At 74.9% G+C, this 14,773-nt stretch carries 14 protein-coding genes; 6 read left to right on the top strand and 8 right to left on the bottom strand.

Features of this window, described 5'->3' with window-relative positions; genetic code table 11:
- The first annotated feature begins 31 nt into the window (after window positions 1–31).
- Window positions 32–1,825, top strand: a complete 1,794-nt coding sequence (locus tag A3CO_RS0109885; protein WP_018332087.1) for an outer membrane protein assembly factor BamB family protein — start codon at window positions 32–34, stop codon at window positions 1,823–1,825.
- 94 nt (window positions 1,826–1,919) lie between these two features.
- On the opposite strand, the gene A3CO_RS0109880 is transcribed toward A3CO_RS0109885, so the two are convergent.
- The 7 genes from A3CO_RS0109880 to A3CO_RS31220 are packed head-to-tail and all read right to left on the bottom strand — an operon-like array spanning window position 1,920 to window position 8,891.
- Entirely contained in the window at window positions 1,920–2,375 is a 456-nt protein-coding gene (locus A3CO_RS0109880; protein ID WP_033414214.1) for an SRPBCC family protein, read from the bottom strand.
- A 60-nt stretch (window positions 2,376–2,435) separates the two neighbouring features.
- Complete coding sequence (locus A3CO_RS0109875; RefSeq protein ID WP_018332085.1) at window positions 2,436–3,188, bottom strand: enoyl-CoA hydratase/isomerase family protein; 753 nt, start codon at window positions 3,186–3,188, stop codon at window positions 2,436–2,438.
- 31 nt (window positions 3,189–3,219) lie between these two features.
- Window positions 3,220–4,467, bottom strand: coding sequence for an acyl-CoA dehydrogenase family protein (locus A3CO_RS0109870; RefSeq protein WP_018332084.1), 1,248 nt, complete (start codon window positions 4,465–4,467; stop codon window positions 3,220–3,222).
- The gene (locus tag A3CO_RS0109865; RefSeq protein ID WP_018332083.1) at window positions 4,464–5,978 is read right to left on the bottom strand and encodes an AMP-binding protein; all 1,515 of its coding nucleotides are present in this window, start codon (window positions 5,976–5,978) and stop codon (window positions 4,464–4,466) included. Before A3CO_RS0109865 ends, A3CO_RS0109870 begins: the two co-directional genes overlap by 4 nt.
- Window positions 5,978–6,898, bottom strand: a complete 921-nt coding sequence (locus tag A3CO_RS35585; protein WP_018332082.1) for an amidohydrolase family protein — start codon at window positions 6,896–6,898, stop codon at window positions 5,978–5,980. Before A3CO_RS35585 ends, A3CO_RS0109865 begins: the two co-directional genes overlap by 1 nt.
- On the bottom strand, window positions 6,895–7,665 hold the full coding sequence (locus tag A3CO_RS31225) for an enoyl-CoA hydratase/isomerase family protein (RefSeq protein ID WP_018332081.1): 771 nt from the start codon (window positions 7,663–7,665) through the stop codon (window positions 6,895–6,897). Before A3CO_RS31225 ends, A3CO_RS35585 begins: the two co-directional genes overlap by 4 nt.
- Window positions 7,662–8,891, bottom strand: coding sequence for a CaiB/BaiF CoA transferase family protein (locus tag A3CO_RS31220; RefSeq protein ID WP_157647336.1), 1,230 nt, complete (start codon window positions 8,889–8,891; stop codon window positions 7,662–7,664). The genes A3CO_RS31225 and A3CO_RS31220 overlap by 4 nt, the downstream gene beginning before the upstream one ends.
- Window positions 8,892–9,010: 119 nt before the next feature.
- On the opposite strand from A3CO_RS31220, the gene A3CO_RS0109845 reads away from it, so the two are divergent.
- From A3CO_RS0109845 to A3CO_RS0109835, 3 genes are read left to right on the top strand one after another with little or no spacing between them, the layout of a single operon-like run.
- Window positions 9,011–9,652, top strand: a complete 642-nt coding sequence (locus tag A3CO_RS0109845; RefSeq protein WP_018332079.1) for a TetR-type transcription factor C-terminal domain-containing protein — start codon at window positions 9,011–9,013, stop codon at window positions 9,650–9,652.
- Entirely contained in the window at window positions 9,649–10,974 is a 1,326-nt protein-coding gene (locus tag A3CO_RS0109840) for a phosphotransferase family protein (RefSeq protein ID WP_051085908.1), read from the top strand. Before A3CO_RS0109845 ends, A3CO_RS0109840 begins: the two co-directional genes overlap by 4 nt.
- Window positions 10,975–10,977: 3 nt before the next feature.
- Window positions 10,978–11,946 (top strand): NADPH:quinone oxidoreductase family protein, encoded by a 969-nt coding sequence (locus tag A3CO_RS0109835; RefSeq protein WP_026204452.1) that lies wholly within the window; start codon window positions 10,978–10,980, stop codon window positions 11,944–11,946.
- A gap of 64 nt (window positions 11,947–12,010) precedes the next feature.
- Here the strand turns inward: A3CO_RS0109835 and A3CO_RS0109830 are convergent, their stop codons facing one another.
- Window positions 12,011–12,820: an alpha/beta fold hydrolase gene (locus A3CO_RS0109830; RefSeq protein WP_018332076.1), complete on the bottom strand. Its 810-nt coding sequence runs from the start codon at window positions 12,818–12,820 to the stop codon at window positions 12,011–12,013.
- Between the two features lie 97 nt (window positions 12,821–12,917).
- Between A3CO_RS0109830 and A3CO_RS0109825 the strand changes: the two genes are divergently transcribed.
- Both A3CO_RS0109825 and A3CO_RS0109820 read left to right on the top strand, forming a co-directional pair.
- The gene (locus A3CO_RS0109825; protein ID WP_018332075.1) at window positions 12,918–13,313 is read left to right on the top strand and encodes a winged helix-turn-helix transcriptional regulator; all 396 of its coding nucleotides are present in this window, start codon (window positions 12,918–12,920) and stop codon (window positions 13,311–13,313) included.
- An 11-nt stretch (window positions 13,314–13,324) separates the two neighbouring features.
- Window positions 13,325–14,731, top strand: a complete 1,407-nt coding sequence (locus tag A3CO_RS0109820; protein ID WP_018332074.1) for a hypothetical protein — start codon at window positions 13,325–13,327, stop codon at window positions 14,729–14,731.
- Window positions 14,732–14,773: the final 42 nt, after the last annotated feature.

Below are 14,773 nucleotides of genomic sequence, written 5' to 3'. Positions count from 1 at the left end.
GCCCGCGTCTCGGCAGCCTGATCCGGCTCCGGTGGAGGTCGGGACGGGGGAGGTCTTCGGCCGCTTCCTCGCGCGGGTGCCGGAGATCGTCCCCGACGTCGCCTCGGTGGTGGTGACCGGCGACCTCACCGACCTCGGGCTCGACGAGGAGTACGCCGCCCTGCACGCGGCGCGGGCCGCGAGCCCCGTCCCGCTGCACCTGCTGCCCGGCAACCACGACCACATGAACGGCACCTACGAGGTGGTGACCAGCCGCTACGGCCACATCCTGCACACCGCCGACCCGGCCGGGTACGAGCGCCACCTCGGCCCGCGCTGGTACTCCTTCGACCTGCCCGGCCTGCACGTGGTCGCCCTGGACTGGCACACCCACGAGCTCGGGATCGACCACGAGGCCCAGGACGCGTGGATCCGCGCCGACCTCGGGTCGATCCCCAGCGGGACGCCGTGGATCCTGCTCGCCCACGACCAGCCCTGGACCTCGATCCTCGACGGTCTGCCGTGGCAGCCCGTGGCCACGTTCTCGGGCCACCGGCACGCCTCCCGCGTCGTCGAGGTCGGCGCCACGCTGCACGTCAACACCCCGACGCCGTTGTTCGGCGCCCTCGACTTCTCCCCGCCGAGCCTGCGCGTGGTCACCTGGGACGGGGACCGAATCGGCCTGCGCACCCGGTCGCTCGACGGTCCCGCCTCCGCCACCTTCTCCGTCCCCGAGGTTCGCACGGTCGTCCCGACGACGGGTCCGGGCGGCCTGCTGCGGTGGCGTCACCAGCTGGCCGGCGCCGGGCACCGCGCGGCGGCCCGGGTGCACGGCGACACCGTGCTCGTCGCGGCCCAGGACGAGGACCGGGCCGCCGGCGGGGTCGAGGCGCTCGACCTGGCGACCGGCGCCCTCCGGTGGCGTGCAGCGACCGGCTCGGCGGTGAAGGGCACGCCCGCGTTCCACGGCGACACCGTGATCGCGGTGGCGGTCTCGGGCGACACCGTGGGGCTCGACCTGGCCGACGGCACGGAGCGCTGGCGGGTGCCCAGCCCCGACCCGCTGCGCCTGTTCGCCTTCGCCGACCCCGTGGTCGTCCGCGGGACCGTCGTCGTCGGAGACGTCTGCCACCTGCGGGCCCACGACGCCACCACCGGCGCCCTGTGCTGGGAGCGGCGTGACCTCAGCGACTACCAGTCCATCGCGGCCGTGGCCGCGCCCGTCCTCGCCGGGGACGTCCTTGTCGTCGGCACCTGGCCGTGGCCGCCGACGCTGATCGGGCTCGATCCGGCGACGGGGAGGACCGTCTGGCCGGCGGCCGCCTCAGGGGGTAGCGCGATCGGGACGCCGCTCCACGACGGCGGCGTCCTCTACTTCGCCGGGCTCGGGTTCCTCGGCACCACCGACGCGGCCACGGGCGCCCCGGGGTGGCGTCGCCCCCTGAGGTTGCCGTGGAACCCCGCGAGTCCGGTGGCCACCGACCGCGGGATCGCGGTGATCGACGCCGGGCACGAGGTCCTCCTGCTCGACCGGGCTACGGGCGACGAACTCTGGCGGACCCGCGTCGAGGGGGACGCCCCGTTCGCTCTCTCGTCCTACCAGCGGACGCCGCACCCGCTGTTCGCCGGGCCCGCCCTGTTCGGGGAGCGTCTCCTCGTCCCCGGCCTCGACGGGGGCCTGCACGTCCTCGACGCGGCGACCGGCGCGATCCTCCGCCGGGTCGAACTCGGGGTGCCGGTGGCCGCCCCACCCGTCGTCGCCGGCGGGCTGGTCCTGCTCGTAAGGACCGACGGGGGCGTGCTCGCGCTCGATGCGGGAACGCTCCGGGAGGCGGACCGGAGCTGACCGCTTCGGCGTCACCTGGATCGTGGGGACGACGCCGGGCTGAGGCGTTCCGCGCGGGACCGTGTCCGACGGACACGGTCCCGCCTGCGGACCGTCAGACGGCCGCCGACGGCGGCTGCGCCTCCATCAGCTTCTTGAACGCGTCGAGGGCCTCCTCGACCTTCTTCTGCGGGTCGGCGAAGAGCTTCGCGACGACGTCGCCCAGCGCCCCGGCGGGCGTGTCGACGTGGAGGCTGACCTCGACGCCGGTCGACGCGCCGTGGTCGTCGAAGCGGACCGCGCCGCCGGTCTCCACGGTGTTGTTGCTGCCCTCGATGGAGGTCCAGGCGATCTTGCGGTCGACCTCCTCGTCGATGATCCGCGCGTCCCACTCGACGTCCTTGCCGAGCGGGCCGGAGACCACCCAGTGCGTCTCGGTGGCGGAACCGTCCTTGGGTTCGACGCTCTTCACGTCCGGCATGATCTGGGGGAGGTGGGTCAGCGGGCGCCACCACTGGTAGCAGCGGTCGGCGGGGGCCTGGATCTCGAGGTAGTGCGCGACGGTCGCCATACCGCCCGGGTCGTCGCGCGCGGACCGGTCGAAACGGACCACCACCCGGTTGCCCGACCGTCACCCGCCGCGGGTGTCGGGGCTCCACCCGCCGGTGAACGACGTCGGGCGCTTCTCGCGGAAGGCCTCGAAGGCCTCCGCCGCGTCGTCGCCGGCGAGGTTCACGGCCTGCGCCCGGGCCTCGTGGCGCAGGGCCTCCGCGAGCGTCAGCCCGACCGCGCCGTGCAGCAGTTCCTTCGTCTGGGCGAGGGCGACCGGCGGCCCCGCGACGAGTCGCGCCACGAGCGAGGCGACGGTCGCGTCGACCTCGGCGGGCTCCACGAGGTAGGAGACGAGCCCGAGCCGGTGCGCCTCCTCGCCGTCGATCATCTCGGCGAGCAGCGCCAGCCGCTTGGCCTGCGCCATCCCGACGAGGCGGGGGAGCAGCCAGGACCCGCCGAGGTCGAGCGAGAGCCCGCGGGCCGCGAAGATCTGCGAGAAGCGTGACCGCGGGGTGGCGACGACGAGGTCGCACCCGAGCGCGAGGTTCCACCCGGCGCCCACCGCCACGCCGTCGACCACCGCGATCGACGGCACGGGGAGGTCGTGGAGCGTCAGCGCCACGTCGTTGATCCGGCGCATCCGGGCCAGCGGGTGCCCCGGCCCGACGTCGGACAGGTCGGCCCCGGCACAGAGGTCCCCACCCGTGCCGCGGAGGACCAGCACCCGCGTCCCGTCGTCGCGCGCGGCGGCGAGCTCGGTGGCCAACGCCGCCCACCCGTCGGCCCCGAGGGCGTTCTTCCGCCGCGGGTTGTGCAGCGTCAGCGTGCGCACCCCGTTCTCGGAGCTGCTCAGGACGACGGGCTCAGAGGAAGCCGAAGAGCTGCCCGGCGACACGACGGATCTGCACCTCCTCCGCGCCCTCGGTGATGCGGTACCGGCGATGATGCCGGTAGATGTGCTCGAACGGTTCGTGGCGCGAGTAGCCGACGCCGCCGAACACCTGCATCGTCCGGTCCGCCGCCTCGCACACGAGCCGGTTGGCGCGGTAGTTGCACATCGAGACGTGGTGGCCCACCGACACCTCGGGGCGGCCCTCACGCCGGCACCCGTCGAGTTCGGCGGCGGTGTCGCGGATGAGTGCGCGCAGCATGGTGGCCTCGGTGTGCAGCTCGACGAGTGGCCACTGGATCGCCTGCCGACTCGCGAGGGGGCGGCCGAACGTGTGCCGCTCCCGGGCGAAGGCGACCGCACGGTCGATGCAGTACTGCGCCGCGCCGAGGCTCGAGGCTGCCTGTCGGATGCGGTTGGCGTGCACGAACGTCTGTGCCACCGACAGCGCCTCGCCCTCGCCCCCGAACAGGGCGGACGCCGGGACGCGCACGTCGCGCAGCACGACTTCCCCGTGGTCGGTGGGCATGTTGAGCGTCCACCAGTAGAAGGGGACCTCGAACCCCGGGGTGTCGGTGGGCACCAGGAACGCGGACAACCCGCGGGCGCTCCCGGGTTCACCCGACGTCCGCGCGAAGACCATCTCGTGGCTCGCGCGGTGCACGCCCGTGCTCCACCGCTTCGCCCCGTCGATCACCCAGGCGTCGCCCTCGCGGCGCGCCGTCGTCTCCATCCATGTCGCGTCGCTGCCGTGCCCGGGCTCGGTCAGCCCGAAGGCCAGGCCCCGCCGCCCGGTGATGACGTCCTCGACCAGCTCCTCACGCTGCTCCGGCGTCCCGTAGAGATACAGCAGGTGCGCGAAGACGAGGTTCCCGACGACGGAGTGCTCGTTCTGGAGGTCGTTGTGCAGCCCCAGCCCGCGGTGGGCGAGGTGCTCCCGGATCGCGGCCATCGCCGACTCCGTGCCGGCGCGGCCGCCGAGTTCGGTGGGCAGCGAGTAGCGGTAGAACCCGGCCGCGTCCGCCCGACGGCAGGCCTCGGCGAGCAGCTCCTCCCACTCCCGTCGCGGGAGCCCGCCCGCCTCGACGTCGGTGCGGGCGAACTCGCGGCGGTGGTCGAAGAACCGCTCGTTGTCGTCCTGCGCCTGCAGCGGGACGATCTCGGCGTCGACGAAGGCGTCCAGCTCCTGCAGCAGGAGGGCGACGTCGGGGTCGGGGCTCACCGGAACATCTCCCGCAGGACGTGCTTCTGGATCTTCCCGACGGCGGTCCGCGGGAACGCGTCGACGAAGTGCACCCGGCGTGGGGTGTTGTAGCCCGCGAGACGGGCCCGCACGAAGGCCGCGAGCTCGTCGGCGAGCGCGTCCGACCCGCCGTCGTGCGGGACCACGACGGCCACGACCTGCTCCTCGTAGACCGGGTCCGGCGCGCCGATCACGGCCACGTCGACGACGGCGGGGTGGTGGGCCAGGCAGTCCTCGACCTCCTTGGACCACACGTTCTGCCCGCCGGAGCGGATCATGTCCTTGGTGCGGTCGACGATCGTCAGGAAGCCGTCGGGGTCGGCGACGGCGACGTCGCCGGTGTGCAGCCAGCCGTCGGCGAGGGCCACCGCGCTCGCCTCGGGGTTGCGCCAGTAGCCCGACATCCGCGGGCCGCGGACGCAGATCTCGCCGGGCTCGCCCGCCGGCACCTCCCCGCCGTCGGGCGCGAGCAGGGCGACGTCGACGCCGGGCATCGGGCGGCCGACCGACCCCCACCGCGCGAAGACGTCCTCGGGCGGGCACCAGGTGACGAACGGGCCCGCCTCGGTGAGCCCGTAGGTGTGCGCGAACGCGACGCGGCCCTCGCGGGCACCGAGGGCCGCGGCGGTGCGGTCCATGATGCCGCTCGGGTCGTAGGCGCCGTAGTACAGCAGCCGGATCGACGACGTGTCCGTCGTCGGGAAGCGCTCGTGGGTGATCAGGGCGTGGAGCATCGTCGGGACGCCCAGGACGACCGACACCCGGTGGCGGGGGAGCAGGGTCAGCACGACGTCGGGGTCGAACTCGCGGAGCAGGATCACCGTGCCGCCCATGAGCAGGAACGGCTTCATGTGGTCCCAGTTCCCGACGTGGAACGGCGGGAAGTAGTTCATGAACACGTCGCGGTCGTGCGCGCGCAGCACGGCGGCCATCGCGAGGGCGTCGTCCACGGTGCGCCGGTGCGACAGGACCGCGCCCTTCGGGCGTCCCGTCGTCCCGGACGTGTAGAGGATCATGTGGGCGTCCTCGTCGGCGACCACCGACGGGGGCACCGCGACGGCGGCCGCGAGGAAGGCGTCCCAGTCGGCACGGTCGCCCTCCGGGCCGGGGATCCGGAGCACCGGCAGATCCGGGTGCGCGGCCCGGGCCTCGCCCACGACGTCGTCGTAGCCGGCCTCGACGAACCACAGCGCGGGATCGGCGTCGTCGATCGTGTAGGCGTGCTCGCCCGCGCGGTGCCAGAAGTTCAGCGGGACGAGGATCGCGCCCAGACCCGCCGTCGCGAAGTAGAGCTGGACGTACTCCAGGCTGTTCTTCGCGAGCACCGCGACGCGGTCGCCGTGCCCGACGCCGCGGGCGGCGAGCGCGCCGGCCGTGCGGTCGACGAGGTCCTGCAGTGCCCGGTAGGTGATCTCCCGGTCGTCGACCACGAGGGCGACGGCGCCGCCGCGGGCCCGGGCGTGGTGGCGGACGATGTCGTGGACCAGCATCAGGCCCTCCCGAGCAGTCGCGCGGCGTTCCCGCCGAGCCAGCGGTCGATCGTGGCGTCGTCGAGGGGGAGCGCCCGGACCTCCTCGACGAGCCGACCCGGCGGGACGCCGAGGAGCGTCCAGGTGGAGGCGAACAGCACGCGGTCGGCGAGCTGGCGGTTGCCGAGGCGCAGCAGCGGCGCCCATCCCGAGTCGGGCCGGGTGAAGGTGCGTGGCCGATGCGCGGACAGGTCGACGTACACGTGCCGGTGCCGCCAGGCGACCATCAGCATGTCCTCGACCCACGGCCATCCCGCGTGCAGCGCGACGAGCTTCAGGTCGGGGAACGCGCGGGCGACGGCGTCGACGTGGCGGGGGTGCCCGACGTCGTAGGCCGCGTCGAGCGACCAGTTGATCCCGGTATGTAGCAGCACCGGCACGCCGAGCGCCTCGCACCGCCCGAACACGCGGGCCATCCGCGGGTCCTCGGGCAGCAGCTGCTGCTTGAACGGGGAGAGCACGACGCCGGACAGACCCCGCGCGACGGCCTCGTCGACGTGGCGCCCGGCATCGGCCTCCCAGGGGTCGATCCCGGCGAAGCCGACCACCCGGGCGGGATGCCGGGCGACGAAGTCCGCGACGACGTCGTTGCCCGCGGTCGGGACCCCGAGCCGGGACCCGAACGACTCGGTGTAGACCCCGGCGAGGTCGATGCCGCCCTCGTCGAGCATGGCGAGGAACTCGGTCTCGGCCGGGGCCCGGTCGCGGGCGGACACCCGGGCCGCGCCCCAGCGTGCGGTCACCTCGTCGTGGGTGCGGGCGGGCTCCAGGTCGCCCCCGAAGTGCTCGGCGTACCCGCGCAGCCGGCCCAGCGTGACGGCCTCGGAGAGCGCGAAGGCCTCGGCGTCGGGCACGGCGCCGGCCAGCAGGTCGATGATCATGACGCAGGCCGCTGCGAGGTGAAGTGCGGCCGCCGGCCCTCGAGCGCGGCCGCTGCGCCCTCGGCGAAGTCGGGCCCGCGGAAGGTCAGGAACGCCGCCTCCTGCTCCGCGGCGTCGAAGCGGCGCGCGTCGGCGCCGTAGCAGCGGTGCACGCCCTGCTTGGTGAAGGCGAGGGCGAACGGCGGGTAGGCGGCGTAGCGCTGCGCGGCGCGGACCGTCTCGCCCGCGAGGTCGTCGGTGACGGTGGTGACGAGGCCGAGTTCGTGGGCGTTGGCGGCGGTGAGCAGTCTCCCGCCGTAGAGCAGCTCCTTGGCCCGACCGATCCCGACGAAGGCGGTGAGCCGCTGGGCGGGCGCGACGAACCCGACGCGCATCTCGGGCAGGCCGATGCGGGCGTCGGCGGTGCAGAGCCGGAAGTCACAGGCCAGGGCGAGCTCGGTGGCGTTCCCGACGCAGGGCCCGGCGATCGCCGCGACCGTGACCAGCGGCAGCGCCTCGACCTCGGCGAACAGCCGGTACTCGGTGGCGAGGTAGTGGCGGTAGGTGTCGTCGTCGAGGGCGCCGAGGGAGGTGAGGTCGGCGCCGCCGGAGAACACCGTCGGGGTCCCGGTGATCACGAGGACCCGCACCGCGCGGTCGGCGTCGACCTCCCGCACCCGCGCGAGCAGGTCCTCGAGCGTGGCCAGGTCGAGGACGTTGGGGTGGTCGCCGACGAAGCGCAGGGTGGCCACCTGCCCGTCGTCGGACCGCTCCAGGGTGACGGTCATCGGGTCCCTCCGGGGATCGGGCCGTGGACGACGCCTTCGTCGAACAGGGCGGTCACGGCGTCGTCGTCGAGGTCGAGGACCTCGCGCAGGACGGCCGTGGTGTCGGCGGCGATCGCGCCCGGCGGGGCCCCGGGGCGCACCTCGGCCCCGGAGAACCGGAAGGGCGCGGTGGGCAGGAGCACCTCGCCGTGCCCCGGGACGTCGACGGGGCTGAGCGTGCCGCGGGCGATCAGGTGAGGGTCGGCGAGATTCTCGCGCACCCCGCGGACCCGTGCGGCGGACAGGCCGTGGGCGACGAGGTGCCCGACCAGCGCGTCGGCGGTCGGCCAGGTGGCGGCCCACGCCTCGATGCGGTCGTAGAGCGGGCCGGGGTCGGACACCCGCGCGGCGACCGTGCCGTAGCGCTCCGCGAGGTCGGGTGCGTCCATGGCAGTGACCAGCCGGGCGAAGAAGACGTCGCCCGCCATCCCGTAGGCGACGTGGGTGCCGTCGGCGCACGTGGCCACCCCGGACGGCACGCTCGTGGTGTGGCGGTTCCCGTAGCGGCCGTGCACCGCCTCGCCGTCGGTGAAGGCGCCCGCGGCCGGCTGCTGGTCGATCATCGCGAACAGCGAGTCGAAGGCCGACACGTCGACGTGCGTGCCCTCCCCGGTGTGCTCCCGCCGGTACAGCGCCGCACCGATCGCGGCGAGCCCGTGGACCGCGGAGTTCACGTCGGCCAGGGCCGTGCCGAAGTGCATCGGCGGGCCGCCCTCGGAGCCGGTGAGCGACATCAGGCCGGAGTACGCCTCCGCGACCAGCCCGAAGCCGGACAGGTGCGCGTACGGCCCCTCGGTGCCGAAGGTCGACAGCGAGCACAGGATCGTCCGGGGGTCGCGGGTGTGCAGGACCTCCCAGCCCAGCCCGAGCCGGTCGAGCGCGCCCGGGGCGAAGTTCTCCACGACGACGTCGGCCCGGTCGGCCAGCGCGAGGGCGAGCTCGCGACCGCGCGGGTCCTTGAGGTCGAGGCCGATCGAGCGCTTGCCGCAGTTGTACTGCGCGTAGGCGCTGGAGACGTGGTCCGCGGGGTCGCCGACGGGGACCGGCAGAGCCCGCATGAGGTCGCCGCTCGGCTGTTCGACGCGGATCACCTCGGCGCCGAGGTCGGCCAGCAGCCGGGTGCAGAAGGGTCCGGCGATGACGTGACTGAGGTCGAAGACCCGCAGTCCGGAGTATGGCCCTGCCACGGCGGACACCTCCCACCCTTCCCGGTCGACCTTGAACGAGCGTTCAACGACGTTAGAACCGCGCTGCTCACGAGGTCAACGATTGGTTGAACGATCGTTCGACGGCTAGGGTCGCCGACATGGCACGTGTCGAGACCGCGGCCCGACGGCGGGCCGTCCCGCCGACGGTGCTCACCCGTCCCGACGACGACCCGACGGCCGCGACCCTGCTCGCCGCCGCCGTCGAGGTGATGGCGGTGAACGGTTACCACGGCAGTTCGGTGCGCGACATCGCCGTGGCCGCGGGGACGAGCCCGGCGCTGCTCTACCACCACTACGCGTCGAAGCAGGGCCTGCTGGTGACGTTGTGCGACCGCGGGCTCGACGTCCTGATCCGCGCCACCGAGGAGGCCCTGGACGCCGCGGGGCCCGACCCGGCCGACCGGCTGGGCGCGGTCGTCGCCGCCCACGTGGGCGTGCACATGGAGTCGCAGCGCGAGAGCCTCATCGGCAACAGCGAGGTCCGCGCCCTCGAGCCGGCCGGCCGCGCGCTCGTCGTCGCGAAACGGGACACCCAGCGACGCCTCTTCGACCGCACGGTGCGCGAGGGGGTCCGCGACGGGCGCTTCACCACCGCCCACCCCGACGACGCGGCGCGCTTCGTCCTCACCGCCTGCACCGGCGTCGCCGCCTGGTACCGCCCCGGCGGTGGGCACTCGGCCGCGGAGATCGTGGCGCGGCACCGCGCCATCGCCCTCGACGCGGTGGGGTGCGTGCGGTGACCGACGCGCTCCGCGAGGCCCTCGCCGAGGTGCTGGGCGGCGCGGCGATCACCGGGCTCCGGCGGCTGACCGCGGGCGCGAGCCGCGAGACGTGGTCGTTCGACGCCGACGGGCGGGAACTGGTGCTGCGTCGCGACCCGCCCGAGGTGCCGCGCCCCGTCGAGGTGCGCCGCGAGGCCGAGTGCTTCCGCGCCGCGGCCCGGGCGGGCGTCCCGATCCCGCGGCTCGTGGCGACCGGCGACGGCTCCGACGCCGTCGGCAGCCCGTACCTGATCATGGAGCGGCTCGACGGCGAGACGCTGCCGCCCCGCCTGCTGCGCGAGGAGCGCTTCGCCGCCGCCCGCGCCGGACTGGCCCGCGAACTCGGCCGCACCCTCGCGCGCCTCCACACCATCCCGCCGGACGAGGTGCCGTCCCTGGAGCACGTCGACGACCCGCTGGGGCGGCTCCGTGCCGAGCACGACGCGTACGGCGAACCCCGCCCCGCGCTCGAGGTGGCGTTCCGGGCGTTGTCCGCGCACCCGCCGTCGGGAACGGCGCCCGCCGTGGTGCACGGCGACTTCCGCCACGGCAACCTCCTCGTCGGAGAGGACGGGCTCCGGGCCGTGCTCGACTGGGAGCTCGCCCACGTCGGCGACCCGCGCGAGGACCTCGGGTGGCTGTGCCTGCGGGCGTGGCGGTTCGGCGCCGAGGCGGAGGTCGGCGGGTTCGGCTCGCTCGACGAGCTCCTCGACGGCTACGCCGAGCTGGCGGAGCGTCCCGACCCCGCGGCCGTGCGCTGGTGGGAGCTCTACGCGTGCGTGCACTGGGCGGTGATCTGCCGGATGCAGGCGGAGCGGCACCTGGGCGGGTCGGAGCGGTCGATGGAGATGGCCGTCCTCGGGCGCCGCGCGGTGGAGGCCGAGTACGACGCGCTCCTCGTCCTCGGCCTGGTCGCCCCGGAGGACCCGCTGCCCGAGGTCGCGGCCACGACGACCGGCTCCGACCGTCCGACGGTGGACGAACTGCTCGACGCGGTCTCCGGCGCACTCGTCGGGGAACTGACGTTCGCCGACGACCGGTCCCGCTACCTGGCGCGCGTCGCCCGGACCGGGCTGGGCGTCGTGGCGCGCGAGGTGTCCCTCGGCCCGGAGCTGCGCCGACAGCACCTCGACCGCCTCGCCGACGCCGGCTGTCCCGACGACGTCGCTCTGGTGGCGGGTCTCCGCGACGGCTCGCTCGATCCCGACGACGAGGCCGTGTCCGCCGCCGTCCGCAGCTCGACGTTGACCCGCCTCGCCGTCGCGAACCCGCGGTATCCCCAACCCCGACCCCGGAGGTAGCCCGTGCGCGCCGTACGCGTGACCAGCCACGACGGGCCGTCGGCCGTGACGGTCGAGGACGTGCCCGAGCCGCAGCCCGGCGACGGGGAGGTGCTCGTCGACGTCGAGGCGGCCGGCGTCAACTTCCCGGACCTCCTGCTCACCCAGGACCGCTACCAGTACAAGCCGGAGCTGCCCTTCACCCTCGGCGGCGAACCGGCGGGGACGGTGCGATGGGCCCCGCCGGACTCGGGGCTCGCGGTGGGGCAGCGGGTCGCGGCGGCGAGCACCGTCGGCGCGTTCGCCGAGACCGTTGCGGTCCGCGCCGACGCCGTCTTCCCGCTGCCCGACGGCGTCACGTCCGCCGCCGGGGCGTGCCTGCCGATGAACTACCTGACGATGTCGTTCGGGCTGGGCATCCGCGGCGGGCTGCAGGCGGGGGAGACCGTCCTGGTGCACGGCGCGGCCGGAGGCATCGGGACGGCGAGCGTGCAGCTCGCGCTGGCACTCGGCGCCCACGTCATCGCCGTGACCTCCACCGACGAGAAGGCGACGTTCGTCCGGTCGCTCGGGGTCGACACGGTGGTGGGGAGCGAGGGGTTCAAGGACGCGGTCCTCGAGGCGACCGGCGGCGCGGGCGTCGACCTCGTCGTCGACCCGGTCGGCGGTGACCGGTTCACCGACTCGCTGCGCTGCCTCGCCCCGCTCGGCCGCCTGCTGGTCGTCGGCTTCACCGCGGGCGACATCCCGACGGTGAAGGTGAACCGGCTCCTGCTGAACAACATCGACGTCCGCGGCGTGGGCTGGGGCGCCTACGCCCTGCCGCGCCCCGGGGCGCAGCGCCGCGAGTGGGACCGGATCGTCCCGCTGCTCGAGTCCGGGGCGCTCACCCCGCCGATCGGCGGCACCTACCCCCTGGACCGCGCCGGGGAGGCGGTCGCGGCTCTCGGCGGGCGCTCGGCGCTGGGCAAGCTCGTCGTCGCGGTGCGCTGAGGCCCGACCCGCCTTCCCCGCGCGAGGGGAACCCTGGGGCGACAAGAGCGCTCGGATCCTCCCCTCACGCCCCGACGGCGGCAGCGAACGACGCCAGGTGACCGGCGAGCGCGTCCGGTCGTTCCTCGGGCACCAGGTGACCGCAGCCCGCGACGGCCACGTGCGAGACGTCGTCGGCGATGCCGTCGAGCTGGCGTCCGACCGCCTCGCCGACCACCCCGCCCGCGATCGCCAGCGCCGGCACCCGCAGCCGTCCGGCCGCCGCGAGCTGGTCGGCGTGCACCCCGAGCGCGCGGTAGTAGGCGAACCCGCAGCGCATCGACCCCGGGTCGGCGTAGGCCGCGACGAACGCGTCCCGCGCCTCGGGAGCGATCCCCCGCCCGTCCGCCGTGCCCGACCGGTAGAAGAAGTCCAGGTACTCCGCCTCGTGCCCGGCCAGCACGGTCTCCGCGAGCCCGGGCACCCCGTGGAATCCGAACCACCACGGGGGGCGGAAGTCCTCGGCCCCGGGCAGCCGCCCGAGCAGCCCCTCGGTCACCGCGAGGCCCCGCACCCGGTCCGGGTGACGCAGCGCGGTCATCGCGGCGATCGACGCCCCGAGATCGATCCCGACGACGAGCGCGTCCGCCACGCCGAGCGCGTCGAGCGTCGCGACGACGTCGTCGGCCCCCGTGTGCAGGTCGTAGCCGTCGGCCTCCCGACGACTGGCGCCGAGACCCCGCAGGTCGGGCGCCATCACGCGGTGACGCGGGGCGAGCCGCGTCATGACGTACCGCCACAGGAACCACGTGTGCGGCCAGCCGTGCAGCAGGACCACGGCGGGTCCGGCGCCCGCGGTCACGACGTGGCGACCGTCGACGTCGTGGTGCTCCATGGTCCTCCTCGGCGGTAACCTGTGGTGACCTGGTCATCGTCGGGAACCGCAGACGGGGCCACAAGGACGCACTGCGAGGTGACGAGGTGAGCTGCAGGTGACCGCCCGCCGGGGAGACCTCCTCGACCCGTCCTGCCCGACGCGGCAACTGCTCGACCGGATCGGCTCGAAGTGGGTGTCGATGCTCTTCCTCGCCCTGGGGGCCGAGGACGAGGTGCGGTTCGCCGAGCTCCGGCGCCGGGCGCCCGGCATCTCCTCGAAGGTCCTCGCCGACACGCTGCGCGTCCTCGAACGCGACGGCTTCGTCTCCCGCCGGGTGGAGCCGACGGTGCCGCCCGCGGTGCACTACGGCCTCACGCCGCTCGGACGGTCGCTCGCCGCCCCGCTGGCCGTCCTGCGCGACTGGGCCGAGACGCACATGGCCGACGTCGACGACGCGCGGTCCGCCTACGACACCCGGGCTCCCGTCGGGACGCCGAAGTCGATGTTGTAGGAACATCCCCGGTGCGATCCCTCCTCGCCGCGTCCGCGGTCCTGCTCGCGGTCGTGACGACGACCGCCGGGTGCTCCGCCGCGCCCACGCCCTTGTGCGACGCCGCGGCGACGCAGCTGCAGGCCGGCCGGGTCGGGGCCGCGACCGAGCTGTCGGCGCGGGCGCTCCAGGCGCAGGAGGGCGACTGCGCGACCTCGGGACTGAACGCCGCGAGCGAGCGCTACGCGGCCGCGTACCGCGAGGTCGCGGCCGGCGCCGAGGCGGAGACCGCGGGCGACCCGACCGGCGCGACCGGGCACTACCGGGCGGCGCAGCAGCTCGACGTCGGGAACCCGGTGGCGATCGAGGGGCTGACGCGGCTGGGCGTGCAGTCGACGACCGTGGACACGCCGGTGACGGTCACGCCCGCGCCGGTGGTCGAGCAACGCGGCCTCGGCTGGCCGTGGCTCGTCGGGGGCGCCCTGGTCGTCCTGCTGCTCCTCGGCGGCCTCGCCTACGAGGGGTGGCGGACGCGTCGTCGGCTGACCTCGCAGCTCGAGGAGCTGGGCCGCCGGGTCGACGCGGACGACGGGACGGGAGCGCGACTCGACGCGCTCGCGGCCGATCACGACGGGGCGCTGGCCGAGGTCCGCGGCTACGTCGACGACCGGGAGACCGACCAGCTCCGCCTGCTCGGCCTCGTCCTCGACCGGACGCGCGAGAGGGACGTGGTTCCCGACGACGGGTCCACGCTGCTGCACTGGCCCGCCTGCGCCCGGGCCTACGACGTGCCCGACGGGGAGGACCCACCCCCCGACCGGCTCGACCTGGCCGTCGTCAGTACCCGGGCGGGCGCGACGGCGGACGGGCCGCGGCTGGTGGTGCACCAGTACCGGGTGGAGGCCGAGCGGCTCGACCTCGCGGCCGTCCTGACGACCGACGGCGCGTTCCGGGCGATCACCGACCTCGCCGACGACCCCGACGACACGGACCGGCTCGCCGGCCTCGAGGCGACCGCCGAGGACGTCCGGCGGTCGCGGACCGTCGAGGCGACGGCGGCCGGTCCACTGCCGGCGCCGGTCGCCGAGCGGCAGTTCTGGACCGACCTGCACGGCACGGTGGTCCTGACGTGGTCGCGGAGCACCGCGACCCGTCGTCGGGAACGCGACGTGTGCACGCTCGCCCGGCCGAGCGCGGCCGCGGCGCTCGTGGACGTGCCGGCCCTGGTCGACGGCCTCGCGAAGCCGCGCGGCGAGGAGCTCGCCGACCTGGTGCGCCCGGCGCTGGAACGGGCGCTCGTGCACGCGATCTGCGGCGAGGAGCCGCCGCGGGTGGAGCCCGCCGAGCCGGGGTCGGTCGTCGTGGTGGGCCCGGAGGGGCTCGAGCCGCGCGCGATCGCGGAGGCGCTCGCCGGTGAGGCCGAGCCGGACATCTCCTGAGCCCTACACCGGCCGGGCGGCGGTGCGCTGCGTCGTCCCCAC

This window comes from Actinomycetospora chiangmaiensis DSM 45062 (assembly GCF_000379625.1).
Classification (GTDB): domain Bacteria; phylum Actinomycetota; class Actinomycetes; order Mycobacteriales; family Pseudonocardiaceae; genus Actinomycetospora; species Actinomycetospora chiangmaiensis.
This window is presented reverse-complemented; position numbering and strand designations above follow the sequence as displayed.

Bases quoted from the DNA above. Each gene is read 5' to 3' on its own strand.
- A3CO_RS0109880 (WP_033414214.1), bottom strand. From the start codon at position 2,375: ATGGCGACCGTCGCGCACTACCTCGAGATCCAGGCCCCCGCCGACCGC.
- A3CO_RS0109865 (WP_018332083.1), bottom strand. From the start codon at position 5,978: ATGCTGGTCCACGACATCGTCCGCCACCACGCCCGGGCCCGCGGCGGC.
- A3CO_RS35585 (WP_018332082.1), bottom strand. From the start codon at position 6,898: ATGATCATCGACCTGCTGGCCGGCGCCGTGCCCGACGCCGAGGCCTTC.
- A3CO_RS31225 (WP_018332081.1), bottom strand. From the start codon at position 7,665: ATGACCGTCACCCTGGAGCGGTCCGACGACGGGCAGGTGGCCACCCTG.
- A3CO_RS0109845 (WP_018332079.1), top strand. From the start codon at position 9,011: ATGGCACGTGTCGAGACCGCGGCCCGACGGCGGGCCGTCCCGCCGACG.
- A3CO_RS0109830 (WP_018332076.1), bottom strand. From the start codon at position 12,820: ATGGAGCACCACGACGTCGACGGTCGCCACGTCGTGACCGCGGGCGCC.